Annotated in this window: 17 protein-coding genes and 1 pseudogene; 9 read left to right on the forward strand and 9 right to left on the reverse strand. The window is 73.9% G+C overall.

Annotated features, from left to right (window positions below):
* Window positions 1-191: 191 nt before the first annotated feature.
* Entirely contained in the window at window positions 192-2,435 is a 2,244-nt protein-coding gene (gene glgX / locus IEZ17_RS03980) for a glycogen debranching protein GlgX (RefSeq protein ID WP_189296429.1), read from the forward strand.
* Between the two features lie 10 nt (window positions 2,436-2,445).
* Here the strand turns inward: glgX and IEZ17_RS03985 are convergent, their stop codons facing one another.
* Complete coding sequence (locus tag IEZ17_RS03985) at window positions 2,446-3,771, reverse strand: MFS transporter (RefSeq protein ID WP_189296431.1); 1,326 nt, start codon at window positions 3,769-3,771, stop codon at window positions 2,446-2,448.
* Window positions 3,772-3,935: 164 nt separating this feature from the next.
* Between IEZ17_RS03985 and treY the strand changes: the two genes are divergently transcribed.
* The gene (gene treY, locus IEZ17_RS03990; RefSeq protein WP_189296434.1) at window positions 3,936-6,464 is read left to right on the forward strand and encodes a malto-oligosyltrehalose synthase; all 2,529 of its coding nucleotides are present in this window, start codon (window positions 3,936-3,938) and stop codon (window positions 6,462-6,464) included.
* Window positions 6,465-6,968: 504 nt separating this feature from the next.
* Complete coding sequence (otr(A), locus tag IEZ17_RS03995) at window positions 6,969-8,987, forward strand: tetracycline resistance ribosomal protection protein Otr(A) (protein WP_189296436.1); 2,019 nt, start codon at window positions 6,969-6,971, stop codon at window positions 8,985-8,987.
* A gap of 22 nt (window positions 8,988-9,009) precedes the next feature.
* Here the strand turns inward: otr(A) and IEZ17_RS04000 are convergent, their stop codons facing one another.
* Window positions 9,010-9,546, reverse strand: a complete 537-nt coding sequence (locus IEZ17_RS04000; RefSeq protein WP_189296438.1) for an FHA domain-containing protein — start codon at window positions 9,544-9,546, stop codon at window positions 9,010-9,012.
* Window positions 9,547-9,768: 222 nt separating this feature from the next.
* Between IEZ17_RS04000 and treZ the strand changes: the two genes are divergently transcribed.
* Window positions 9,769-11,601 (forward strand): malto-oligosyltrehalose trehalohydrolase, encoded by a 1,833-nt coding sequence (gene treZ, locus IEZ17_RS04005; protein ID WP_189296440.1) that lies wholly within the window; start codon window positions 9,769-9,771, stop codon window positions 11,599-11,601.
* A 30-nt stretch (window positions 11,602-11,631) separates the two neighbouring features.
* On the opposite strand, the gene IEZ17_RS04010 is transcribed toward treZ, so the two are convergent.
* On the reverse strand, window positions 11,632-12,165 hold the full coding sequence (locus IEZ17_RS04010) for a type 1 glutamine amidotransferase domain-containing protein (protein ID WP_189296442.1): 534 nt from the start codon (window positions 12,163-12,165) through the stop codon (window positions 11,632-11,634).
* Between the two features lie 295 nt (window positions 12,166-12,460).
* Here IEZ17_RS04010 and IEZ17_RS04015 point away from each other — a divergent pair, with 295 nt between their 5' ends.
* The 4 genes from IEZ17_RS04015 (at window position 12,461) to IEZ17_RS41975 (ending at window position 16,207) form a co-directional block, all read left to right on the forward strand.
* The gene (locus IEZ17_RS04015) at window positions 12,461-14,053 is read left to right on the forward strand and encodes a PucR family transcriptional regulator (protein WP_189296445.1); all 1,593 of its coding nucleotides are present in this window, start codon (window positions 12,461-12,463) and stop codon (window positions 14,051-14,053) included.
* A gap of 84 nt (window positions 14,054-14,137) precedes the next feature.
* On the forward strand, window positions 14,138-15,055 hold the full coding sequence (locus IEZ17_RS04020; protein WP_189296447.1) for a metallophosphoesterase family protein: 918 nt from the start codon (window positions 14,138-14,140) through the stop codon (window positions 15,053-15,055).
* Window positions 15,052-15,720 carry a 4'-phosphopantetheinyl transferase family protein gene (locus IEZ17_RS04025; RefSeq protein WP_189296451.1) on the forward strand — a complete coding sequence of 223 codons (669 nt, stop codon included), beginning with the start codon at window positions 15,052-15,054 and terminating at the stop codon, window positions 15,718-15,720. Before IEZ17_RS04020 ends, IEZ17_RS04025 begins: the two co-directional genes overlap by 4 nt.
* 106 nt (window positions 15,721-15,826) lie before the next feature.
* Window positions 15,827-16,207, forward strand: coding sequence for an effector-associated constant component EACC1 (locus IEZ17_RS41975; RefSeq protein WP_229851817.1), 381 nt, complete (start codon window positions 15,827-15,829; stop codon window positions 16,205-16,207).
* A 172-nt stretch (window positions 16,208-16,379) separates the two neighbouring features.
* Here IEZ17_RS41975 and IEZ17_RS44120 read toward each other — a convergent pair.
* Both IEZ17_RS44120 and IEZ17_RS04035 read right to left on the reverse strand, forming a co-directional pair.
* Window positions 16,380-17,645 (reverse strand): annotated as a pseudogene (locus IEZ17_RS44120) (sensor histidine kinase); the annotation flags it as partial.
* On the reverse strand, window positions 17,642-18,316 hold the full coding sequence (locus tag IEZ17_RS04035) for a response regulator transcription factor (protein ID WP_189296969.1): 675 nt from the start codon (window positions 18,314-18,316) through the stop codon (window positions 17,642-17,644). The pseudogene IEZ17_RS44120 and the gene IEZ17_RS04035, both read right to left, overlap by 4 nt.
* 1,215 nt (window positions 18,317-19,531) lie before the next feature.
* On the opposite strand from IEZ17_RS04035, the gene IEZ17_RS04040 reads away from it, so the two are divergent.
* Window positions 19,532-20,854 (forward strand): DUF3472 domain-containing protein, encoded by a 1,323-nt coding sequence (locus tag IEZ17_RS04040; protein WP_189296455.1) that lies wholly within the window; start codon window positions 19,532-19,534, stop codon window positions 20,852-20,854.
* 166 nt (window positions 20,855-21,020) lie between these two features.
* Here the strand turns inward: IEZ17_RS04040 and msrB are convergent, their stop codons facing one another.
* The 4 genes from msrB to IEZ17_RS04060 form a co-directional block, all read right to left on the reverse strand.
* Window positions 21,021-21,428, reverse strand: coding sequence for a peptide-methionine (R)-S-oxide reductase MsrB (gene msrB, locus IEZ17_RS04045; protein ID WP_189296457.1), 408 nt, complete (start codon window positions 21,426-21,428; stop codon window positions 21,021-21,023).
* A 17-nt stretch (window positions 21,429-21,445) separates the two neighbouring features.
* Window positions 21,446-22,849, reverse strand: coding sequence for a UDP-N-acetylmuramate--L-alanine ligase (gene murC / locus IEZ17_RS04050; protein ID WP_189296459.1), 1,404 nt, complete (start codon window positions 22,847-22,849; stop codon window positions 21,446-21,448).
* 157 nt (window positions 22,850-23,006) lie between these two features.
* Entirely contained in the window at window positions 23,007-23,648 is a 642-nt protein-coding gene (locus tag IEZ17_RS04055; protein WP_189296461.1) for a response regulator, read from the reverse strand.
* The gene (locus IEZ17_RS04060; RefSeq protein WP_189296463.1) at window positions 23,645-24,880 is read right to left on the reverse strand and encodes a sensor histidine kinase; all 1,236 of its coding nucleotides are present in this window, start codon (window positions 24,878-24,880) and stop codon (window positions 23,645-23,647) included. Before IEZ17_RS04060 ends, IEZ17_RS04055 begins: the two co-directional genes overlap by 4 nt.
* Between the last annotated feature and the right edge of the window lie 97 nt (window positions 24,881-24,977).

Raw genomic sequence — 24,977 nt, forward strand, 5'->3', positions numbered from 1 at the left:
GGATCGCCCCGCCGGTCCCCCGATAGGACGATCCGACATGCCTGCGGGCATACCCCCATTCAGCGGAGATATCGCGAAAAGCCTGCGGTATCCGTCAAGTTGCGACAAGTTGCGGAAGGATGCCGATTCGGTCCGCGGACGCGTGTCGTGGAGTCGCCGCAGCCCCGTTGAGAAAGTGGAAGAGTCTACGCATGCAGGTCTGGCCGGGACAGATGTATCCGCTGGGTGCCACCTACGACGGTGCGGGCACCAACTTCGCGGTGTTCTCCGAAGCCGCGACGCGTATCGAACTGTGTCTGCTGCACGACGACGGGTCGGAGACCGCCGTCGAGCTGCGCGAGTCCGACGCCTTCGTCCGGCACGCGTATCTGCCGGGGGTGATGCCGGGGCAGCGCTACGGCTTCCGGGCGCACGGCCCGTACGAGCCCGAGCGCGGGCACCGCTGCAATTCCGCCAAGCTGCTGCTCGACCCGTACGCGCGGGCGATGAGCGGCGTGATCGACTGGGACGAGGCGGTCTACGGCTACCACTTCGGCCGCCCGGAGGTGCGCAACGACCTCGACTCGGCGCCGCACACCATGGCGTCGGTGGTGGTCAATCCGTACTTCGACTGGGGCGACGACCGCCCGCCGCGCACCGCGTACCACGAGACGGTGCTCTACGAGGCCCATGTGAAGGGCCTGACGATGCGGCACCCGGAGCTGCCCGACGAGCTGCGCGGCACGTACGCGGCGCTGGCGCATCCGGCGATCATCGACCACCTGGCGAAGCTGGGGGTCACGGCCCTGGAGCTGATGCCGGTGCACCAGTTCGTCCAGGACCACCGGCTGGTGGACGCGGGGCTGTCCAACTACTGGGGCTACAACACCATCGGCTTCTTCGCCCCGCACAACGCCTACGCCTCCTGGGGGGACCGCGGGCAGCAGGTGCTGGAGTTCAAGACGGCGGTACGGGCGCTGCACCAGGCGGGCATCGAGGTGATCCTCGACGTCGTCTACAACCACACCGCCGAGGGCAGCCATCTGGGGCCGACGCTCTCGTTCCGGGGACTGGACAACGCCTCGTACTACCGGCTGTCGGAGGACCGGCAGTACTACATGGACACCACGGGCACCGGGAACTCCCTGCTGATGCGCAGTCCGCACGTGCTCCAACTGGTGATGGACTCGCTGCGCTACTGGGTGCAGGAGATGCATGTGGACGGGTTCCGCTTCGATCTGGCGGCGACCCTGGCCCGGCAGTTCCACGAGGTGGACCGGCTGTCGTCGTTCTTCGACCTGGTGCACCAGGACCCGGTCGTCAGCCAGGTGAAGCTGATCGCCGAGCCGTGGGACGTCGGGGAGGGCGGCTACCAGGTGGGGAACTTCCCGCCACTGTGGACCGAGTGGAACGGGAAGTACCGGGACACCGTGCGGGATCTGTGGCGCGGCGAGCCGCGCACCCTGGCGGAGTTCGGGTCCCGGCTGGCCGGTTCGTCGGACCTCTACCAGGAGGACGGGCGGCGCCCGCTCGCCTCTGTCAACTTCGTCACCTGCCACGACGGCTTCACCCTGCGCGACCTGGTCTCGTACAACGACAAGCACAACGAGGACAACGGCGAGGACAACCGGGACGGCGAGCGCTTCAACCGGTCCTGGAACTGCGGGGTGGAGGGGCCGACCGACGACCCCTCGGTGCGGCGGCTGCGGGCCCGTCAGATGCGGAACTTCCTGGCCACGCTGATGCTGTCGCAGGGCGTGCCGATGCTCAGCCAGGGCGACGAGTTCGGGCGCAGCCAGCGCGGCAACAACAACGCGTACTGCCAGGACAACGAGCTGTCGTGGGTGCGCTGGCCGGAGCGGGCGAGCGCGGCCGGCGGCGATCACGGGTCCGGTGCCGGTGACGACGCGGTCGAGGCCGACGGGGCCGATGGGGCCGATGGGGCAGCGGACGCGCCGGACGCCGGGGGCGCGGACGGGGCGGCGGAGCGGGACGAGGAGCGGGAGCTGCTGGAGTTCGTCCGGCGGATGGTGTGGCTGCGGCGGGACCATCCCGTCTTCCGGCGGCGGCGGTTCTTCCAGGGGCACCCGATGGAGGGGGCCCACGACGAGCTGTCCGACATCGCCTGGTTCACCGCGGCGGGTGCGGAGATGGGGCCGCGCGACTGGCAGTCGGTGCACGCCAAGTCGCTGGCGGTCTTCCTCAACGGCAGCTCGATCTCCGAACCGGGGCCGCGCGGCGAGCCGATCGCCGACGACTCGTTCCTGCTGATGTTCAACGCCCATGACCAGGAGAAGGAGTTCACGGTGCCGGAGCATCTGGGCCGGCAGTGGCAGGTCGTGGTGGACACCGACCGGCCGCGGGCGGCGACGGACGGCGCCGGCGCCAAGGTCAAGGCGGGCGACCGGCTGATGCTCATCGGGCGCAGTCTGCTGGTGCTCCAGCGGCCCGCGTGACGGCGTCCGGCTAAGGCGTGTCCGCCCCTGATCCACCGGACAGGCCCGAGGCGGCCGGGGCGTCCGCGGCCGGCTCCCGGGCAGGCCGGGAGCCGCGCACGGGCGGCGCGGGCCGGGCGCCGGCGCGGGTGGTGAGGGCGACGCCGAGGATCAGCACGGCGGCACCGACGGCGACCGCGAAGGCGGCGGCCGGCCCGTAGGCGTCGGCGAGCCGGCCGGAGACGGCCAGGGCGAGGGCCTGGCCGCCGACCACGGCGCTGGTGAGGAAGGCCATCGATTCGGCCAGCCGGGTGGCGGGCACCAGCCGCTCGGTGAGGCCGAAGAGGGTGATCAGGTGCGGGGCGAAGGCCACGCCGAGCACCACGACGACCAGATAGAGCGCGCCCAGCGACCGTACGAACAGCAGCGGCGCGGAGAGCGCGATCAGCGCCACGGCGGCCGTCCGCCAGCGGGCCGGCAGCCCGATCCGGGCCGGCACCAGCGCCAGCGAGATCCCGGCGACCGCGCTCATCACGCCCATCGCCGCATAGACCAGCCCCGCCTGGGCGGGCTGGTGGAGGCGCTCGGTGAGCGCGGTGATACCGGCCTGGCAGGCGCCGAACATGGCGCCCTGGAGCGCCGTCGAGAGCCGCATGGCGTGCACCGCGCGGGGCGTCCTCGCGCGGGCCGGGCGGCCGTGCGGCGGATCCCCGGCGCTCCCCGCGGACCGGTCGGCCGCCGGCCGCACCACCACCACCGCCGTCGGGTGCAGCGCGAACGCGGTGCCGCAGACCGCGAGCAGCACCGCGGCCAGCGCCAGCGCCACGGCCGGATGGGCGACCGACGCGGCCAGCCCCACCAGCGCCGGGCCGAGCACGAAGGACACCTCGTCCAGCGTGCCTTCCAGGGACAGCGCGGCGGCGACCACCCGGTCGCCGGCCCCCGCCCGGTGGGCGAGGGCGACGAGCCGGGTGCGGGCCAGCGGCCCGATCTGCGGCACGCTCGCCCCGGCCAGCAGGCCGATCAGGGCGAGCGGCAGCGTCGCGAGACCGGCGAGGGAGGCGGTCACCAGGGCGGCGACCGCGAGCGCGTTGACCCAGCAGGCGGCGAGCACCACCGGGCGCTGCCCGTGCCGGTCGGCGAGCCGGCCGGTCAGCGGGCCGGCGACCGTCTGACCCGCCGCCAGCGCGCCGCCCACCAGGCCCGCGGTGGTCAGCGAACCGCTGGTCTCGGCCACCAGCAGCAGACTGCCGAGCTGGCACATGGCGGTCGGGAGCCGCCCCAGGAAGGAGACGACGGGCAGCAGCGGCCCGCCCAGGGCGATCACCCGGCGGTAGGTGGCGGTGACGGCGGTCATCACACGACGCTATCGGGGGTGCGGCGGGCAACCGTACGGGCGGGAGGTACGAAGATCGTCGGCGCCGACGCCCCCCGGTGTGGACGAAACCACGACCTGCGGGGCGGCCCGAGATGACGCAACACGATGACACAACGGGCCTTCAGCGGGGTACGGGTGTTCCCATGACGCAGCCCACGAGTCCGTCGCCGACCGCCACCTACCGGCTGCAACTCCAGCCGGACTTCCCGTTCGCCGCCGCGGAGCGGGCCGTCCCGTACCTCGCCGCGCTCGGGGTGTCGCATCTGCACCTGTCGCCGGTGCTGGAGGCGGTGCCGGGCTCCACGCACGGCTACGACGTGACCGACCACACGGCGGTCCGGGCCGAACTGGGCGGCGAGGAGGGCCTGCGGGCGCTGTCGGCGACGGCCCGGTCGCACGGCCTCGGGCTGGTCGCCGACATCGTGCCGAACCACATGGCGGTGCCCGCGCCGGTGTCGCTGAACGGCCCGCTGTGGGAGGTGCTGCGCGACGGGCCGGCGTCGCCGTACGCGCGCTGGTTCGACATCGACTGGGACGGCGGACACGGGGAGCGGCTGCTGCTGCCTGTACTGGAAGGGCGGATCGGCGACGAGCTGGGGCAGTTCACGGTCGAGGGGCGGGTGCTGCGCTACCGGGGGCACGCCTTTCCGCTGCGGCCCGGGACCGAGCGGCTGCCGGTCGGGCGGCTGCTGGAGGCGCAGTGGTACCGGCTCGCCTGGTGGCGGCTGGCCCGCACGGAGCTCAACTACCGTCGTTTCTTCACCATTTCGGAGCTGATCGGGGTCCGGGTCGAGGACGCCGAGGTCTTCGAGGCGACGCACGGCACGGTGCTGCGGCTGCTGCGCGAGGGCGTCATCGAGGGGCTGCGGATCGACCACCCGGACGGGCTGGTGGACCCCGGCGGCTATCTGGCGCGGCTGCGGGAGCACACGGGCGGGCGGTGGACGGTGGTGGAGAAGATCCTGACCGGTGCCGAGCGGCTGCCGGGCGACTGGGCGTGTTCGGGGACCACCGGCTATGACGCGCTGCGGCACATCGACGGGCTGTTCGTCTGCCCGCAGGGCGCCGGGCGGCTCTTCTCGCACTACCGGGACTTCGTCACCCCGCTGGCCGACGAGGGCGGCGACTGGGAGGAGACGGTGCGCCGGGCCGCCTACGAGGTGGTGACGCACGATCTGGCCGCGGAGGTGGCGCGGCTGGTGCGCACCGCGGCCCGGATCAGCGAGCGGGCGCCCCGGCCGGGCGATCACGCGCCCTGGGCGCTGCGCCAGGCGGTCCGCGAACTGCTGGTACGGCTGCCGGTCTACCGGCCGTACGCCGCGCAGGGCGCGGATGCCGCGCGCGCGGCGGCGGACGCGGCGATGGTGGACGCGGCGGCGGAGCGGGCGCGGACCGCGTTCCGGGTGCCGGAGGAGGCGGCGGCAGTGGACCTGGTCCGCGATCTGGTGCTGGGGCGGTTCGGGACCGGCGCCGGGGAAGACCCGTACGCCGCGGGCACCGAGAACGCCATGAACACTGAGAACACCGCGAACGCCGAGGACGCCGAGGACGCGGCGGACTTCGCGGCGCGGTTCGCCCAGACCGCGTCCGCGCTGCACGCCAAGTCCGTTGAGGACACCGCCTTCTACCGCTATCCGGTGCTGCTGTCGGCCTGCGAGGTCGGCGGCGATCCGGGGGAACCCGCGCTGGGCCCCGGGACGTTCCACGAGTACTGCGCGCGGCTGCACCGGGACTGGCCGGCGAGCGGGACGGTGCTCTCCACGCACGACACCAAGCGCAGTGCCGACGTGCGGGCGCGGATCGCGGTGCTCTCCGAGTGCCCGGACCGGTGGCGGGACGTGCTGGGCGAGGTGGCCGACGGGTGGGAGGTCGCGGAGGGCGCGGTTCCGGTGGATCCGATGGCGGCGTGGACGGCCTGGCAGACCGCGTTCGGGCTGGGGGCGCCACCGCCCGGCGACGGCTCGGCGAGGGTGACGCCCGCGGTCCTCAAGGCCGTGCGGGAGGCCGGGTTGCGGACGTCCTGGACGGAACCGGACGCGGCCTACGAAGAGGCGGTGGCGGAGTTCGTCCGCGGCGGGCCGTGCGGTCCGGCAGCCGCCACGCTGGCCGCGCTGGATGCCGAACTCGCCCCGTTCGTCCGGGCGAACGTCCTGGGGGCGACGCTGCTGCATCTCACCATGCCCGGTGTCCCCGACCTCTATCAGGGCACCGAGCGGGACTACACGGCGCTGGTCGACCCGGACAACCGGCAGCCCGCGCGGTTCCGGCCCGAGCTGCTGGACGATCTGGACGGCGGTATCGCACCGGGCGATCTGTCTGCCGAGAAGCTGCGGCTGACGACGGTGGCGCTGCGGCTGCGGCGCGAGCATCCGGAGTGGTTCGGCGCCGCGGCGCGGTACGAGCCGCTGACCGCGGAGGGGCCGGCGGCGGAGCACTGCGTGGCCTTCGGGCGCGGCGGGCGGGTGGTCACGGCGGTGACCCGGCTGTCGTTGCGGCTGGTGGAGACCGGCGGCTGGTGGGACACCGTGCTGCGGCTGCCGCCCGGCGGCACCTGGCGCGAGCTGCTGACCGGCCGCGCGCTGGCGGGCGGGGCCGCGGTGGCGGTGCAGGAGCTGATGGCGGGGTGGCCGGTGGCACTGCTCGTACGGGAGGAGCCGGGCGCGCGCGGCTGATGGGACATCAGCCGCCGTCCCGGTCGCCGCTCTCCTTCAGCAGTTCGGTGAACTCCGCCGCTCCGCCGGTCGGTTCCACCCGCGAGAAGACGGTGATCTCGCGGCGCCGGGGCGGGTCGATGGGGATCCGGGACGCTGTCGGAGGCGGTCGGCGGGGCGTTTCTGACGCTGGCGGGGCGGGGGTCAGGGAACTGCGATGGCGCTGGATGCCGCGCGGACGCGGGCGACCGGTGTGCCCAACACCGTTCGGGGCACGCGGCTGAGCCTGTGCAACTCATGCTCGGTCTCCAGGAACGGGTGCACCAGCACTGAGGCCGCGGGCGGGCGCGGGCCGCGGCCCCGCCCGCGGGCCCGTCGCGGATTAATTCGGTTGCATCCGGGCGTACGGCTGGCACGATCGTCCCGTACGCCCGCTTCCCCTGACCAAGGAGCCCGGAATGCGCCGATTCCTCGGAACTACTCATCGCCCCAGCCGGACGACAGTTCTTGAGGAATCCACCTTCCATGGCCCCTTCGCCTTCGCACACCCTGAACATCGGGATCCTGGCCCACGTCGACGCGGGTAAGACCAGCCTCACCGAGCGGCTGCTGTTCGACAGCGGCGCCATCGACCGGCTCGGCAGCGTGGACGCCGGCGACACCCGTACGGACACCGGCGACCTGGAGCGGCAGCGCGGCATCACCATCCGCTCCGCGGTCGCCTCGTTCACCGCCGGCGACGTCCGGATCAACCTCATCGACACCCCTGGCCACGCCGACTTCATCGCCGAGGTCGAACGCGCCCTCGGGGTGCTCGACGGCGCCGTGTTGGTGCTGTCCGCCGTGGAGGGCGTGCAGGCCGGAACCCGGCTGCTGATGAGGACGCTGCGGCGGCTGCGGCTGCCGACGCTGCTCTTCGTCAACAAGATCGACCGGGCCGGCGCCCGGAGTGACGCGCTGCTGGCGGACATCCGCCGCGGACTCGCCCCGGTCGCCGTCCCGATGACGGCCGTTGCCGGGCTGGGTACGCCCCGGGCGCGCGCGAGCGCACACCCGCTGACCGACCCGCCGGTCCGCGAGCGGATCGCCGAGGTGGTCGCGGAGGCGGACGACGCGGTGCTGGCGCAGCTGGTCGACGGCGTCACCCCGTCCGCCGGGCAGCTGCGCGCCGCGCTGGCCGCCCGGACCGCGGACGGCTCGCTGCACCCGGTGTACTTCGGGTCGGCGCTCGGCGGGCAGGGCATCGATGCGCTGATCGCGGGCATGGCCGGGCTGATCCCGCCGGCGCCGGTGCCGGCCGGTACCGGGCCGCGGGGCACCGTGTTCGCCGTGCACCAGCCGCCGGGCGGCGAGCGGACGGCCCATGTCCGGCTCTACGAGGGCGAGTTGCGGCCCCGGCAGCGGATCGTGCTGCACCGCCGCACGGCGGACGGCGGCAGCGCGACACTGGCCGGGCGGATCACCGGGCTCGACGTCATCGGTCGGCCGCCGGGTGCCGGCGGGCCGCTCACCGCGGGCAATATCGCGGTGCTGCGCGGAGTGCCCGGCATCCGGACCGGCGACCGGCTCGGTGCACCGCTCCCGGAATCCGGGGCAGGGGCAGGGGACGGGGCCGGTGGGGACGACGACCGGTCCGGCGGGCAAGCCCCCGCCGGCCTTTTCGCCGCGCCCACCCTGGAGACCGTCGTCCGGGCCCGGAACCCGGCGCGCGCCGCCGCGCTGCGGGCCGCGCTGCTGGCCCTCGCCGACCAGGACCCGCTGCTCCAGGCTCGGCCCGCGGCCGGCGGCGCGACCTCGTTGCTGCTGCACGGCGAGGTGCAGAAGGAGATCATCGGGGCGACGCTGCTTCAGGAGTACGGCACCGAGGCGGAGTTCGCGCCGAGCCGGGTAGTGTGCGTCGAGCGGCCGTGCGGGACCGGCGAGGCGTGCCACGAGATCGCCCGGCGCGGCCACACCGGGCCGTGGGCGACCGTCGGGCTGCGGGTCGAGCCGGGCGCCCGCGGCTCCGGCCCGGTGTTCGCCTACGAGACCGAGCTGGGCGCGCTGCCGCACGGCTTTCACCAGGCCATCGAGGAGACCGCCCTGGCGACGCTGCGGCGCGGGCCGCGGGGGCTGGCGGTGACCGACTGCCGGGTGGTGCTGACCCGTTCCGGTTTCGTCGGGCCGGTGAGCGTCGCGGGGCACTTCCGCACCGTCACGTCCGCCGTCCTGCTGCGGGCGCTCGACCGTGCGGGCACCCGGATCCACGAGCCGTACCACGCGTTCGAGGCGGAGCTGCCGCTCGACGCGCTCGCTCCGGTGACCGCGCGGCTGGCGGCGCTGGGTGCACAGGTCGGTGAGACCTCCGCCGAGACGTCAGGGGGGAGGCGGAGGTGGCTGGTCAGCGGGGTGGTCGCGGCGCGTCGGGTGCGGGCGTGCGAGGCGGCGCTGCCGGGGCTGACGCACGGCGAAGGGGTCTGGACGTCCGCCCCGTCGGGGGACCGGCCGGTGCGGGACGGGGGCGCCTGGTGCCTGCCGGAGGGGGCGGCGCCGGAGGCCTCGTAGGGCGGCCGGTCCGCGCGCCCGCTCAACGCTCCGTCAGGACGTAGTCCACCTGCCCGAACCGGATGTGGTCGCCCGGCCCGACCGGTATCTCGCCCACCACCCGGCGCCCGTTGACGCAGGTGCCGTTGGTGGAGCCGAGGTCGCGCAGCATCCAGCCCTTGCCCTCGCTGCGCAGCTCGGCGTGGTTGCGGGAGACGGTCTCGTGGTTGAGCCGCAGCCCGACGCCCGGCGCCCGCCCGATCAGCAGCGGGAAGGGTCCGGGCTCCGGCAGCATCAGCTTCGGCAGCCGCTCCGTACGCCATGCCCTGCGCACCCGGATGTGGAACGCCGACACCCGGCCGACCGTCCGCAGCACCATCCCCTGGACCTTGCCGCGGCTCTCCAAGTCGGCGGTGGCCAGGGCGAGTTCGGACTGCTGCTGGGCGGTCAGGACGAGTTCCAGCCGCCGGAGGAAGGTGTCCTGGGACAGCCGTCCCTGCGCCGCGCCGTCACGCAGCAGCTCAAGGGCGCGTTCCCGGTCGGCGTCCGAGGGCCGCGCGGGGAACTGGAGCGAAGTCATACCGTGATTCTCCGGCCACCGTGACCCGGTGTCCAGGCGATGTCGGTGCGGCGGGCGGACCGCGGTCGCGGCCCGGGCGCGGCGCGGCTCGCCGGAACGGCGCAGCGCACGGCGCGATCCCGGCCCGCCGCGCCACGTCGCACTGTCGGGCGGCGCGGCGGCGTGCTTTCGTCGTCAGGGGCCGGGGCGTTCCCGGCCGGGAGCGAACGAAGGAGGACAGTCGTGCTGTTCGAGGTATGGGCGCCGGACGCCGGGCGGGTCGCTCTCCAGTGGGCGGGTGACCGGTCCGCCGAACCGGCCGTCCCGTTGGCGCGCGACACCGGCCGCGCGGGCTGGTGGCGCACCGAGGCACCGGCCCGGCACGGCGACCGCTACGCCTTCCGCATCGACGGCGGCCCGCCGCGCCCCGACCCGCGGGCCGCCCGGCTGCCGGACGGCCCCGGCGGGCCCGGCGCGGTCGTCGAGCACGGCCGGTTCGCCTGGCGGCACCCCTGGCCCGGCCGCCCGCTGCCCGGCGCGGTCCTCTACGAGCTGCACATCGGGACGTTCACCCCCGAAGGCACCTTCGACGCCGCCGCCGCCCGCCTCGGCCACCTCGCCGACCTGGGCATCACCCATGTCTCCCTGATGCCGGTCTGTCCGTTCCCCGGCACCCACGGCTGGGGTTACGACGGGATCGCCCCCTGGGCGGTGCACGAGCCGTACGGCGGACCGGACGGCCTCAAGCGCTTCGTGGACGCCGCGCACGGCCACGGCCTCGGCATCGTCCTCGATGTCGTCCACAACCACCTCGGCCCGTCCGGCAACCATCTCCCGGAATTCGGGCCGTACTTCACCGACACCCACCACACGCCGTGGGGCACCGCGGTGAATCTGGACGCCCCCGGTTCCGACGAGGTGCGCCGCTATCTCGTCGGCAGCGCGCTCGGCTGGCTGCGCGACTACCGCGCCGACGGCCTCCGGCTGGACGCCGTGCACGCGCTGCACGACGGCCGCGCCCGGCACTTCCTGGCCGAACTGTCCGCAGCCGTGGACGCGCTCGCCGGGCATCTGCGCCGCCCGCTGTTCCTGGTCGCCGAGTCCGACCTCAACGATCCGCGCACCACCGCACCGCGCACCGGCGGCGGGCACGGCCTGCACGCCCAGTGGAACGACGACTTCCACCACGCCCTGCACACCGCGCTGACCGGCGAATCGCACGGCTATTACGCGGACTTCGCGCGCGCCCCGCTCGCCGCCCTCGCCAAGACGCTGACCGGCGGCTTCTTCCACGACGGCGGCTACTCCAGCTTCCGCGGCCGGGCGCACGGCGCACCGCTCGACCTGCGGGCGACGCCGCCGTACCGGCTGCTCGGCTACGCCCAGACCCATGACCAGATCGGCAACCGCGCGCTCGGCGACCGGCTCACCGCCCGCCTCTCCCCCGGACTGCTCGCCTGCGGCGCCGCACTGGTGGCGTGCGCGCCGTTCACACCGATGCTGTTCATGGGCGAGGAGTGGGGGGCGCGCACGCCCTGGCAGTACTTCACCGACCACACGGACCCGGAGCTGGCGGAGGCCGTACGGGCCGGACGGCGGCGGGAGTTCGCCGCCCAGGAGGGCAGCGCACCGGCCAACGGGGGCCGCCCCGCCGCCGACTGGCCCGACCCGCAGGATCCGGCCACCCGCGACCGCTGCGTCCTGGACTGGACCGAACCCGCCACCGAGCCGCACGCCTCGCTGCTGGCCTGGTACCGCACCCTGCTCGCCCTGCGCCGCGACCGCCCCGCCCTGACCGACCCGGATCCGGCCCGCACCCGTGTCACCTACGACGAGGAGGGCCGGTGGCTGCTCCTGCGCCGCGGCCCGCTCGGGCTGGCGGTCAATCTCGCGGCGCGCGGCACGGCCGCCGTCCCCGTCGCCGGGGCGGCCCGCAGGGCGGCAGCCCGGACGCCGGCATTCCGGGCGCTGGCGGGCTGGCCGGAGCCCCTGCTTCCGGACGAGGGCGGGGTGCTGCGGCTGGCGGCGGGGTCGGTGGCGGTGGTGGAGTCGGAAGAGGCGGAGTGGGAGGAGTAGTCGGGGGGAGGGACCGGCCGGAGCGCTCCGCTACCGCGTGAACTGCTCGACGAACGCCGCGCAGAACGCGGCCAGATCGCCGGGCTTGCGGCTGGTGATCAGCGTGTTCGGGCCCGCCGTGCAGACGCTGACCGGCTCGTCGACCCAGGTGCCGCCCGCGTTGCGGATGTCGGTCTTCAGGCTCGGCCAGGAGGTGAGCGTACGGCCGCGCACCACGTCGGCCTCGATCAGCGTCCACGGCGCGTGGCAGATGGCCGCCACCGGTTTCCCGGCCGCGAAGAACGACGCGATGAACGCCACCGCCCGCTTGTCGAGGCGCAGCGCGTCCGGATTCGCCACCCCGCCGGGCAGCACCAGACCGTCGAAGTCCGCGGCCGACGCCGCGGAGACGTCCAGGTCGACGGGGAAGGTGTCGGCCCGGTCCAGGTGGTGGTACGCCTGCACCTTCCGGGACCCGGTGGAGAGCAGCTTCGGGGTGCCGCCCGCGGCGGTCACCGCCTGCCACGGCTCGGTCAGCTCGACCTGTTCGGTGCCCTGCGGAGCCACCAGAAACGCCACCCGCATCGCACGCTCACGTCCCTTCGTCCGACGGGGCCGGCCCGCCCGGGCGGGCCCGGGGGCCGGAAGAGGCGGCCGGCCGGTGGGAATCCCTCCCTACTGGCCGACCATAACGGAACAGACCGCACCCGCTCATCCGCTGGAGCGTCCTCCGCGCACGCGCCCCGGCCGCGGCCGGCCCGACGGTCCAGGGCCTGGCCGGCGTTCCCCGCGCACGCGGTGGTGTGAACTTCGGCGTCCTCCCGCCGGGACTCGATCGCCCGATCGTCCATTCAAGAGATATGTGATGGACACTATGTCTATGCCTCTGCGAATCTCGGACCTGCTGGACCGGCCGGGCCTGAATCTGGCGGTGACCTACGACGTCCCGCCGGAGCTGCTGGCCCGCACCATCGAGGCGGCGACCGTCTCCGATCTGCTGGTCCCGGGGAAGTGGTTGCAGGGCGGCGAGCTGCTGATGACCATCGGCCTGCTGCTGCCGATGGAGCCGGACGCCTGCCGGGCGTACGTCCGGGACGTGGCCGAGGGCGGCGCGGCCTGCCTGGCGCTCGGGCTGGGTCAGGGGCTCCCGTACCAGGAAGCACCGGAACCGCTGGTGACGGCGGCCAGGGAAGCGGGCCTGCCGCTGCTGACGGTGCCGGACGAGGTGCCGTTCATCGCCGTCACCAAGGCGGTCTTCGACGCCCGCGCCAACGAGCAGCGCGAGGTGCTGCACCGGGCGTTCGCCACCCAGCGGCGGCTGACGGCCGCGGCGGCGACCAGCGACGGGCTCCAGCCGATGCTGGAGGAGTGGACCGCCGCCACCGGCATCGGCGCGACCGTCCTCGACCCGTTGGGGCGGCAGTTGGCGGCCGGTGAACGGGAGACGCCTGCGCCGCCGGCGCAGGCCCGCGATCTGGTCGAGCGGGTCGCCGCGCGCGGGCTGCGCGGCAGCGCGTCGAGCACCGTCGGCGGGCAGCAGCTGGAGGTGCAGCCGCTGGGCGCTCGCCGGCTGCGCGGGCTGCTGCTGCTCACCGGCCACCCGGACGCCGCCGCCCGCTCCGTCGTCCCGGGGCTGATCTCGCTGCTCTCCCTGGAGCTGGAGCGGCGCCATCTACGCGACGAACCGGAGCGGCGGCGCCGGTCGGCGCTGCTGTCGGAGCTGCTGGCGGACGAGGACCTGCCGGCGGACCGGGCCCGGGACATGCTGGCCTCGGCGGGGCTCACCGCGGAGCGGGTGCGGGGGGTCGTGGTGGAGGCCGCTGTGCCGGGGTCGCGCGAAGGCGGCGGGCCGTCCCCGGCTGCCGGGGCCGCCGAGGGCGCCGCGCAGGAGACGGCCGCCGATCTGGCGCTGGCGATGCCCGGCGGGCTGGTCCGGGTGACCGCCGGCCCGGCATCGGGCCCGGTCATCGAGGCCGTGGTGGGCGAGGAACTGGACATCCATGCGGTGCTCGGCCGGTTCGCCCCGCACTGCCCGGCGGGCATCGGCCCGGCCACCGCGCCGGAGGGGGTGCGGGTGTCGCTGCGCCAGGCGACCGGGCTGCTCGCCGTCAGCCGGACCAGCGGCCGGCCCGCGGAGGCCCGGCAGAGCGAGGCCGCCCGGCTGCTGCTGGACCTGGGCGACCGCCGTACGCTGCACGGCTACGCCGACACCGTCCTGGGCCCGCTGGACCTCGCGGACAACGGCGAGGAGCTGATCGCGACCCTCGCCGCCTGGCTGGAGACCGGCGGTGCCTGGGACGCCACCAGCCGCCGCCTCGGCGTCCACCGCCACACCGTCCGCAACCGCCTGGACAAGGCCATGGACCTCACCGGCCGCCGCCTCGACGACCCCGACGACCGCTTCGACCTCTGGCTCGCCACCCGCATCCGCCGCGGCGGCGCCCCTCCCCGGGATCCGGTGACGGGCGGATGACGGCCCCGTGACAGCCCCGCGGCACGCCCCACTGGATGCCGGGACTCACTTCACTCTCCCCGCGTCACCGTCTTTACTTCAGAGGTGACCTACGAGATCCGCACCTTCGCCCCCGGCGCCCAGCACGCCACCGTCGGGCCGGCCCCCGCTTCCCGGGAGGGCCGGCTGGTCGCCGTCAGCGATCTGCACGTCCGGTACGACGAGAACCGCGACATCGTCGAGCGGTTACGGCCGGAGTCCGACGACGACTGGCTGCTGGTCGCCGGGGACGTCGGGGAGTACGAAGCCGATATCCGCTGGGCGCTCACCCTGCTGAGCGAGCGGTTCGCCAAGGTGGTGTGGGTGCCCGGCAACCACGAGCTGTGGACCCCCGTCAAGGACCCCGTACAGCTGCGCGGCGCGGCCCGCTACGAGCACCTGGTCGAGATCTGCCGGGAGTTGGGCGTCCTCACCCCCGAGGACCCGTATCCGGTCTGGGAGGGCGCCGGCGGCCCGGTCGTCATCGCGCCGCTGTTCCTGCTCTACGACTACACCTTCCGGATGCCGGGGGTGGGCTCCAAGGAGGAGGCGCTGGCCCTGGCCGAGAAGGCCGGGGTCGTCTGCACCGACGAGTACTTCCTCCACCCCGACCCCTACCCGACGCGCGAGGCGTGGTGCCGGGCCCGGCTGGCGGAGACGGAGGCCCGGCTCGCCGCCCTCCCGGACGGTGTGCCGACCGTCCTCGTCAACCACTGGCCGCTGGTCCGCGAGCCCACCCGGCCCCTGTGGTACCCGGAATTCGCCCTGTGGTGCGGCACCGAGGCCACCGCCGACTGGCCCCGCCGCTTCCGCGCCGCATCCGTCGTCTACGGGCACCTGCACATCCCCCGCCTGATCATCGTGGACGGTGTGCCGCACCAGGAGGTGTCGCTCGGCTACCCTCGCGAGTGGCGGCGCCGCCCCGGCTCCCCCGGCCGCCCGGTCCAGATCCTCCCCGTCGCGACCACCGGAGTCCCCGCGTGATCGAAAAACTGCTGCCCGCCCCGATAGCCACCGCCGAGTCCTTCCACGACGACCCGGTCGCGGAGATGTACCCGGAGGAACGGGCCCTGGTCGCCAACGCCGTCCCCCATCGCCAGCGGGAGTTCGGCACCGTACGCAACTGCGCCCGCCGGGCGCTCGCCGCCTTCGGGATCGCGCCGGCCCCGGTGCTGCCCGGGCCGGGCCGCGCCCCGCGCTGGCCGGACGGCATCGTCGGCGCGATGACCCACTGCACCGGCTTCCGCGGCGTGGCGGTGGCCCGCGCGGCGGACATCCGCGCGCTGGGTCTGGACGCGGAGCCGAACGAACCGATCAACGACCCCGGCGTCGTCGACCTGGTCTCCCTCCCCGAGGAGCGCGCCCAGATCTCCCGGCTCACCGCCCACCAGCCGGAGATCTCCTGGGACCGGCTGCTCTTCAGCGCCAAGGAGAGCGTCTACAAGGCGTGGTATCCGCTCACCGGCCGCTGGCTGGGCTTCGAGGACGCCCACCTGACCCTCGACCCGACCGACGCCACGTTCACCGCCCGCCTCCTCGTCCCCGGCCCGGTCGTCGACGGCCGGCAGCTGGGCGAGTTCAGCGGCCGGTGGCTGATCGCCTCGGGGCTGGTGGTGACGGCGGTGACGGTACCGGCGACGACGGGGTGACCGGCCTCCTCCTTGATCGCCGCGCCCGCGTCCGCGTCGCCCCAGGGGCGGAAGAGGAATGCGTCAATCCGGCCCGCTGACATGGCCGTTGAGGCAGCATGGCCATGTGGTGCGAAGCGAGAGCCGGAGACTGCGGATCGGCGCGGGCGGTGCGGACGACCAACTGCGCTCGCTGCTGGACTGGTTACGTCACGAGGACGGCCTCAGGGGGCGGGTGCAGGCGCAGCGGGCCCCCGTGGCGCAAGGAGAGATGGGCGGGGCGCTGGACGCCCTGGTGGTGGCGGTCGGTTCGGGGGGCGTGGGCGCGATCCTCGCCAACTGCGTGTCCACGTGGATCGCGCAGCGGCGTTCCGATGTCCGGATCACCCTGACCACCGAGGACGGGCGCACCCTGGAGGTGGACGCCAAGGGTGTCGACCCGCAGGCCCTGACCCGGGACATCGAGCGGCTCCTGACCCGGCAGGAGGCCGGCGGAGACTCCGGGTGAGCCGGCTCCCGGACGCGTCCCGCTCCCGCGTCCCGACGCCTCCGCGCCACCGTCGGGCCGGGCCTGCGACGGCTCCGCGGTTTTCGAGGCGCCTACTCATCCTTCGAAGACCGGCCCTCCCGCGGCCCGGCTGCGGCGTTGTGGGTGGGTAGCCGAAGGGTGAGCGAGCGCCGCCGAGGGGGCTGCCGGTTGCAGTGAGCGTGCCGCCGTGGGCATGGGCGGCCCAGGCGGCGATGGACAGGCCGAGGCCGGTGGAGCCGGAGCCGCTGTGGAAGCGCTCGAAGAGCGACTCTGCCAGGTCGGGGGGTATGCCGGGTCCCGCGTCGTCGATGGTCAGAACGCCGCCGGAGGTGACGGTGAGTTGGATTTCGGAGGGCCGGTCCGCCGCATGCCCGTGCGTGAGCGCGTTGGTGAAGAGGTTGGTGACGGCTCGGCGCAGCAGGTCAGGGTCGGCGTTGACGATGGCGGGTCGGGTTTCGACGGTGATGTGGTGTGGGCCGGTGGGGGTGTCGTCGATGACGGTTTCGACGAGCTGGTCGAGTCGTAGGGGTTCGCGGGCGAGGGTGGCGACGCCGGCGGTGAGGCGGGCGCGGGTGAGCAGGCCGTCGATGAGGTCGCCCATGCGGGTGGCCAGGTTCACGGTGCGCTCCAGCGCTTCGTTGCGCGCCGGTCCGTCACGCAGGGCGGTTCCGGCGAGGAGGCGCAGTGAGGCGGCGGGGGTGCGCAGGTCGTGGGCGGCGTCGGCGAGGAAGGCTTCCTGCTGCTGGAGTGCGGTCAGGGCGGGCTTGATGGCGCGGCCGGAGAGCAGGTGGCCCGCGAGGGCGGACAGGGACAGCAGGACGGCACAGCCGGTGGCGAGCAGGCCGGCCAGTTCGCGGTGGGCGGCCTGGTCGGCGGTGAGGGTGGTGGCCGCGACCATCGCGCCGCCGGTGCTCTGGCCGTCCGGGCCGGTGAAGACTCCGGCCGCGAGGCGGAGCGGGTGCCCGTCCATGCCGCGGGCGTCGGTGAGGACCCTGGTCTCCTGCTGCACCGATGCGGCGGCGATCGCCTGGATGTCGGCCGGCCGGGCGTCTGCGCAGGGCTGGTGCGGTGTGAAGGCCGGCTTGAGCTTGCCGTCGGTGGCGGACAGGACGGTCAGTGCCGGGCAGGCGGTCTCGACGTAGTCGACCACGGCGTGGGCGTCCAGTTGGCCGTTGTCGTCGTACCCGAGGCCCGAGATGGCCTGGGTGATCTGCAACTTCAGCTCGGTGTCGGTCTGGCGGCGTCGGGAGACGTCGTCGTTGTGGATGGCGAAGGCCGCCAGGCCGATCAGGCCGACCGTACTGGTGAGGGCGAACAGCGCGGTCAGTCGCCACCGCAGTCTGCGGGCCCGCCGCGCCGCGGGCGTCGGCACGGCCCGGCGTGGAGTCGGCAGGGCCCGGCCCGGAACGGCTTTCATCTCCCGGTCCCGGTGCCGGCCAGTCGGTAGCCGACACCGCGGACGGTGTGGATCAGCGGTGGGTCGCCGAGCTTGCGGCGCAGCTGTGAGACGAGGACGTCGACGACGTTGGAGCTGGGTTCGGCCATCTCGTCCCAGCACTTCTCGATGAGTTCGGCGCGGGGCACGGCCTGGTCCGCGCGGGTCGCCAGCACTTCCAGCAGCGCGAACTCCTTGCCGGTCAGCCAGAGCAGCACGCCGTCCCGGCGCACCTGTCGGCGGGCAGTGTCGATCTCCAAGTCGGCAAGGCGATGTACGGGCGGGCTGGCGCTCCGGGCCCGGCGGCAGAGGCTGCGTACGCGGGCGACCAGTTCGGGCTCGGCGAACGGCTTGACCAGGTAGTCGTCGCCACCTGCGGCGAAGCCCGCGACCCGGTCGGTGACATGGTCGCGGGCGGTGAGGAACAGCACCGGCACGGTGCGGCCGGTCCGGCGCAAGTCCTGTACGTAGTCGAGGGCGTCGCCGGAGGGGAGCATCCGGTCGAAGACGGCGCAGTCGTACTCGGTGATGAACAGCGCCTGGTCCGCGGCGGGCAGGTCCGCCACCTCGTCGACGGCAAGACCGTCACCGCGCAGGGCCGTTACCACGGCGAACCGCAGGTCGTCGTTGTCCTCGATCACCAGTACGCGCACGGCGACCAAGCGTCACCGCTCTCCTCACCAAATCCTCATGGTGCCTTTGCGATGCTCCTGCGGCGTACCCGGCGGCCGACGAGAGACGGAACAGAGACATGCGGTGCTTTTCCCGGAGCAGCAGGGACTCAGGCGGGGAGGAGGTCCAGGCCGAGTCGGCGGACCGCCGCACGCTCGCACCGGCCTCCCGATCCGTCGGCCGCACCCCCGATACCCCAGGTGCGAGGGCACCGCGCCGTGTACCCCGGCGGCGCGGTGCCCTCGCCCTGGCCCCGACCGCGCTGAGCGCCACCCAGCTCGTCGGCTGCTCCCCGGCCCCGTCGGGTGTGCAGGCGTCACGGATCACTCCGCAGCCCGCCGACCGGCCGGAGTTGGGCACCTTCTACCAGCAGCACCTCGCCTGGACCCGCTGCGGCAAGCTGCGGTGCGCCACGCCGACCGTCCCCATGGACTACGCGCACCCCCGCAACGGGAAGATCTTCCCCCTTCCCGTGATCAAGTCCGCCGCCACGGGACCGGGCCGGCGCATCGGGTCGCCGGTCTTCGACCCGGGCGGCCCGGGCGCCTCCGGCGTGGCCACACGGAAGTCGGAGGCTACGGCTTCCGTCGGCAAAGCGGCCAGGGCACGCTGCGACATCGTCGGATTCGACCCGCGCGGCGTCGCCGGCAGCAAACCCGCCCTGGACTGCACCGCCCGGGACGACACAGCAGACCAGGCCGACACCGCAGACCAGGCCGGCCGGAACGAGAGCGGCACCGACGCGCCGCAACCGCTGAATCCACGCACCGACGCCGAGCGCCGGGCCGCGCTCGCGGGCGCCGTGCGCCCAGGTTGCGGGGGATGCCTGCCCCGCGCACACACCGGACGGGATTCGCACGCTCGTATCCGGCCCGTACGCGGAATCGGCCCGCCACCCCCTGCCCGACAAGAACAGAACCGACCGGCTCGACCAGGCCACACTGCACTCCGCCATCACGGCGTCGACGTATGCGCCGGAATCCCAGTGGCGGGACCCCTCCGAGGCCCTGAGCGCTGCGCGCGAGGGCGACGGGACCGGACCGGCCGCGATCGCGAACCACGGCGACGGGGGCGTCCGTCCTGCTCACGGTCGGCGGCCGAGCCGGCCCACGCCACCGCAGCCGAGGACACACCCACCAAGAGCCTGCCGGTCGAGCGGGCCACCACCGACTCAAAGCCACCGGAAAGAAGACCCGATGACCAAGCGACCGACCCGACACCGGCTCCTGGCCGGTGCGCTCTCCCTCGGCCTGGCTGCCGGACTCGGCACCCTCGCCACGTCACCGGCCGCCGCCGAGAACGGCCACACTCCCGGCACCTACACCAACTACTCCTTTCCCGACGGCACCAGCTCCCTGCACGACGTCAGCTGGACGACCACCCCGGCCTACGACCCCGGTTACGCCTCGGAGATCTTCTGGAGCCACCAGTTCGACTTCGACAACCACAGAGTCGGCTACATCGGCATGCAGAGCAACGGCGGCTCCCCGCGCAAGCTGCTGTTCTCGGCCTGGGACACCACCGAGGCCAAACCGGGCAGCCCTGGCAGCAGTTGCGAGGCGTTCGGAGGGGAGGGCAGCGGTCAGCACTGCTCGGTACCCCTGGACTGGCGGGCGGGCCACACCTACCGGTTCCAGGTTGCCGCCACCGGCCAGGGCTGGTTCCGCGCGACCGTCACCGACACCACCAGCGACACCACCACCGACCTCGGCAGCATCAAGACCACGGCCACCGGCATCTCCCCGGACAACATGGTCGACTGGACCGAGTACTTCGAGTGGAACGATCCCCGGGCCACCTGCTACGACCAGCCGAACTCCGCTGCCGCCTTCGGCCTGCCGAAGGGCGACGGCGGCACCGTCACGGCCTCCGTCGCGTCCACCGAAACCGGCACATCCTGCAAGGCGGGGGCGAAGGTCGAGGTCACCGAGGAAGGCAGCGTGCAGCGCAACGCCATCGACAACACCGCCCGGGGCACGCTCCGGAACGGCCACGCATGCCTCGCCGTCCGCGCTCCCGGCAACCACGCCGAGACGTCGCTGGCCAGTTGCACCGTCGCGACCGACCGAGCCTGGGTCCACGCCGCCGACCGGACACTGCGCTTGGCGTCCAACCGCTGCTTGTCAGAAGAGAATTCCGCCGTGCTTGCCCGTGACTGCGCGGGGGCCCCGGGTGATGGCAAGGTCGACGATCCGGCCAAGCTCTGGGCGTACGACACGGCCTTGAGGACCCTCAAGAACAAAGAGTCCGGGCGCTGCCTCACCGCCGCACCCGACAGCATTCCCGCCACCGAGCCGTGCACGCCCGGCAACGCGGCCCAGACCTGGACGATCCCCACACGCGACGGCGCACGCACTCCGCCGGAGCACCCCCAACCGGCCGCTCTCCCCCGCACCGGAGGCGACAGCAGCCCCCTCCCGCTCCTCCTGGGAGGGGGCATCGCCCTGATCGTCGGGGGAACCGCGACCGCCCTGGCCATCCGGCGCCGCCGCGCCCGTACCGTGCGGGCACGCGACTGAACGCGCAGGCGCGCCGACGCTCGCCGGGGCATCCTCCCCGTTTCCGCCCGGCCCTCCCAGGGTCCCCCAGATCGCCACACCGATGCCGGAGCGGGCGTCACATGTTGGACCCAACGTCTCGACCTCGCAGGTCGAGACGTTCATAAGGGCGCTACATCCCCATCGCTCACGCCTCGTCGGGAACCAGCCGCAACGAGATCGAGTTGATGCAGTACCGCTGGTCGGTCGGCGTCGGATAGCCCTCGCCCTCGAAGACATGGCCGAGGTGGGAGCCGCAGCGGGCGCAGCGGACCTCGATGCGGTGCATGCCGTGGCTGCGGTCCTCAAGGAGCTCCACGGCGTCGGAGTCCTTCGGGTCGTAGAAGGAGGGCCAGCCGCAGTGGCTCTCGAACTTGGTGTCGGAGCGGAACAGTTCGGCGCCGCAGGCCCGGCAGGAGTAGACGCCGGCCGTCTTGGTGTCGGTGTACTCGCCGACGAAGGCGGGCTCGGTGCCGGCCCGGCGCAGGACCTGGTACTCGGCGGGGGTCAGTTCGGCGCGCCACTGCTCGTCGGGCTTGTCGATCTCGTACGACATCTGGGGGCCTCCTCAGCTCAGCTGCCCAGGCGGGTCAGGATGGCGGGGCCGAGGTCGGTCACATCGCCCGCGCCCATGGTGAGAACAAGGTCACCGGGCCTCGCCATTCCGGCGATCACGTCCGGGATCGCGCCCTTGTCGGTTTCGGGGGTGACCTCCGCGCCGGCGGCCCGCGCGGCGTCGATGATCAGGGCGCTGGTGACGCCGGGGATCGGGTCCTCGCGGGCGGGATAGATGTCCAGGACGACGGAGGCGTCGGCGAGGGTCAGCGCCTGGCCCATCTCGGTGCCCAGCTCCTGGGTGCGGGAGTAGAGGTGCGGCTGGAAGACGACGAGGATCCGGCCGCCGTCCTCCTGGGTGGCGCCGCGGATGGCCTCCAGGTCGGCGGTCATCTCGGTGGGGTGGTGGGCATAGGAGTCGATGACCTGGACGCCGGCGGCCTCGCCCTTGAGCTGGAGGCGGCGCTTGACGCCGGTGTACTTGCCGAGGGCGTCGGCGAGGGTGTGCGGCGGCAGGTCGAGGGCGACTCCGGCGGCGAGGGCGGCGACGGCGTTGTGGGCGTAGTGCCGGCCGGGGACGGAGACGGTGAAGGTGAGGATCTTGCCGCTGGTGAGGGTGACGGTGACGTCGCTGGCGAGGCCGTGCGGGGTGATCTGGAGGATGCGGACGTCCGCGTCCTTGGACTCGCCGTAGGTGACGACCTCGATGTCGTGGCGGCCGGCGATCCTGGCGGTCAGCTCGCGGGCGCCGGGGTGGTCGGCGGCGATGACGAGGGTGCCGCCGGGGCGGATGCGGCCCACGAACGTCTCGAAGGACTCGTAGATCTCGTCCATCGAGGCATAGTTGGCGTGGTGGTCCAGCTCGACGTTGAGGACGATGGCGACCTCGGGGGCGTACTTGTGGAAGCTGCGGTCGCTCTCGTCGGCCTCGGCGACGAAGATCTGGCCGGTGCCGTGCTCGGCGTTGGAGCCCGGGGCGTCGAGGTCGCCGCCGATGGCGTACGACGGCTTGAGGCCGAGGGCGCCGAGGGAGACGGCGAGCATGGACGTCGTCGTGGTCTTGCCGTGGGTGCCGGCGACGGCGATGGGGCGCAGGCCGTCCATCAGGGCGGCCAGGGCGTCGGAGCGGTGGACGACCGGGATGCCGCGCTCCCGGGCGGCGGCGAGCTCCGGGTTGTCGGGGCGGATCGCGGAGGAGACGACGACAGCGGTGGCGTCCCGGGCGAGGTGTTCGGCGGCGTGCCCGATGTGGACGGTGGCGCCGAGGTCGCGCAGGGCCTGGGCGGTCGCGGAGTCCTTGGCGTCGCTGCCCGCCACCCGGGCGCCGCGCTGCGCGAGGATCTTGGCGATGCCCGACATGCCGGCTCCGCCGATGCCGATGAAGTGCGGCCGGTCCATCGAGGCTGGGATGGCGGGTGCCATGGGTGGATCTCCCTGATCGTCGAGCGTCGCGTGCGGTGGTGCTGTCGTCGTCGTACGGCGTGGTGCTGTCGTCGTGCTGTCGATGATTCTCGCACCCGGCACCGACAACGCCGGTCCGAGGAGGGCGGCGGGGGCCGCCGCGGGGGCCGGACGCGGCTCAGCGGCGGATCAGGCCCCGGGCGGTGGCGGCGGCGACCGCGGACGTCCGGGAGTCGACGCCCAGCTTGGCGTAAATGTGGACGAGATGGGATTTGACGGTCGCCTGGCTGAGGAAGAGCTGCTTGCTGATCTTCGCGTTCGACAGCCCGTCGGCGACCAGTTGCAGCACCTCGGTCTCACGGCGGGAGAGCGCGGTGGCCGGGGTGCGCATCCGGTCCATCAGGCGCAGCGCGATGGTGGGGGCGAGCGCGGACTTCCCGGCGGCGGCGGTGCGCACCGCGGCGGCCAGCTCCTCCGGCGGGGCGTCCTTGAGGAGGTAGCCGGTGGCGCCCGCCTCGATGGCGGCGAGGATGTCGGCGTCGCTGTCGTACGTGGTCAGGACCAGCACGCGGGGCGCACCGGGGCGGGCGGTGATCTCGGCGGTGGCCTGGACGCCGAGCATCCGGCCGCCGAACTGGAGGTCCATCAGGACCACGTCGACCTCCAGCCGCCCGGCGAGGTCCACGGCCGCTTCGGCGGTCGGGACGTCCGCGGCGATCGTGAAGTCCGGTTCGGTCTCCAGGACGGCGCGCAGCCCGGCCCGTACGACGGGGTGGTCGTCGGCGAGCAGCAGCCGGACGGGGGCGTCGGTCGTGGTCATACGGCGGCCCCCTGGGCAGGGGTGGCGGCGGGGCAGGGCAGGGTGACCGCGAGGGCGGTGCCCTCCCCTGGAGCGGACTCGACGGCGAGGGTCCCCTGGAGGGCGCGGGCCCGGGCGCGCATCGCGGCCAGCCCGAATCCGGTGCCGGCGGCAGCGGCGGAGCCGGGCGGCGGCACCTCGGAGGGCACGAACCCGGCGCCGTCGTCGACGACGTCCAGCGCGACCTCGGTGTCCATGTAGCTGAGGGTCAGCTCGACGCGCCGGGCGGCGGCGTGCTGGACGGTGTTGGCGAGTGCGGACTGGGCGATGCGCAGCAGGGCGACCTCGTGCGGGGTGGGCAGCGCGGTGGGGGCACCGGAGACCTGGCAGTGCACGGCGAGCCCGGACGTGCGGGCGGTGGCGGCGCACAGCCGCTCCAGGGCGGCGGGCAGCGACCCGGCCTCCAGGTCCGGCGGGCTCAGCGCGCGGACGAAGCGGCGCGCCTCGGCGAGGTTGTCGACGGCGGCCGTACGGGCCTGCCGGACATGGCCGAGGGCGGTCTCCGGCCGCTCCGGGATGGCGCGCTCGGCGGCCCTCAGCAGCAGCTGGATGCTGGACAGGCCCTGGGCGAGGGTGTCGTGGATCTCGCGGGCCAGCCGCTCCCGTTCGGCGAGGACGCCGGCGGCCCGTTCGGCGGCGGCCAGTTCGCTGCGGGCCTCGGTGAGCTCCTCGATGAGGCGGCGGCGCTGCTCGCTCTCCCGGTAGAGGGCCTGGTACCCGAGGACCACGGCGACCGCGACCGCCGCTCCCAGGGCGGGGCCGATGACCGTACCGACACCGAGGGTGTGGGTGTGCCACCCGAATCCGGCGATGGCCAGGACCGTGCTGACCGCGACGGCGGGCAGCGCCCAGCGCAGCGGCAGCAGGTGCAGCTGGACGAAGAAGAGCGGGAAGGCGAGCCAGACGCCGTCCGGAGTGAGCGCCAGCAGCGCCAGCCACACCAGGACCACCGCGGCCAGCCAGAGGGCGGCGGCCCGGGAGGACGTCCGCACGCGGGGCAGCGCCGGGCCGAGGACGTACAGCGCGAGCAGCACGACGGCGGTGGCGATGACGGCCGGGGCGGCGGGTGACCCGTCGGCCACCGCGCGAACGGCGGCGAGCCCGAGCAGCGCGGCCACCATCAGATGGAGGGCAAGGCGCAGGGCGCGCAGTACGGGGGTGAGGGAGTGGTCGGTCCCGGCTTCTTCAGTCACGGCCTCTTCAGGCTAAGCGCCGGCCCGGCGCCCGGCATCAATCAAAAGGTGGAGCGGCGGCATCCAAAGGTGGAGGCCGGGCCGCACCTTTCGATGG

Origin of the sequence: Streptomyces albospinus (assembly GCF_014648695.1) — a bacterium.
GTDB classification, from domain to species: domain Bacteria; phylum Actinomycetota; class Actinomycetes; order Streptomycetales; family Streptomycetaceae; genus Streptomyces; species Streptomyces albospinus.

Excerpts from the sequence above, each read along its gene's own strand:
- IEZ17_RS04015 (WP_189296445.1), top strand. The coding sequence starts at position 12,461 with ATGCCTCTGCGAATCTCGGACCTGCTGGACCGGCCGGGCCTGAATCTG.
- IEZ17_RS04010 (WP_189296442.1), bottom strand. The coding sequence starts at position 12,165 with ATGCGGGTGGCGTTTCTGGTGGCTCCGCAGGGCACCGAACAGGTCGAG.
- murC (WP_189296459.1), bottom strand. The coding sequence starts at position 22,849 with ATGGCACCCGCCATCCCAGCCTCGATGGACCGGCCGCACTTCATCGGC.
- IEZ17_RS03985 (WP_189296431.1), bottom strand. The coding sequence starts at position 3,771 with ATGACCGCCGTCACCGCCACCTACCGCCGGGTGATCGCCCTGGGCGGG.
- IEZ17_RS04040 (WP_189296455.1), top strand. The coding sequence starts at position 19,532 with ATGACCAAGCGACCGACCCGACACCGGCTCCTGGCCGGTGCGCTCTCC.
- msrB (WP_189296457.1), bottom strand. The coding sequence starts at position 21,428 with ATGTCGTACGAGATCGACAAGCCCGACGAGCAGTGGCGCGCCGAACTG.
- treY (WP_189296434.1), top strand. The coding sequence starts at position 3,936 with ATGACGCAGCCCACGAGTCCGTCGCCGACCGCCACCTACCGGCTGCAA.
- IEZ17_RS04055 (WP_189296461.1), bottom strand. The coding sequence starts at position 23,648 with ATGACCACGACCGACGCCCCCGTCCGGCTGCTGCTCGCCGACGACCAC.
- IEZ17_RS04000 (WP_189296438.1), bottom strand. The coding sequence starts at position 9,546 with ATGACTTCGCTCCAGTTCCCCGCGCGGCCCTCGGACGCCGACCGGGAA.
- glgX (WP_189296429.1), top strand. The coding sequence starts at position 192 with ATGCAGGTCTGGCCGGGACAGATGTATCCGCTGGGTGCCACCTACGAC.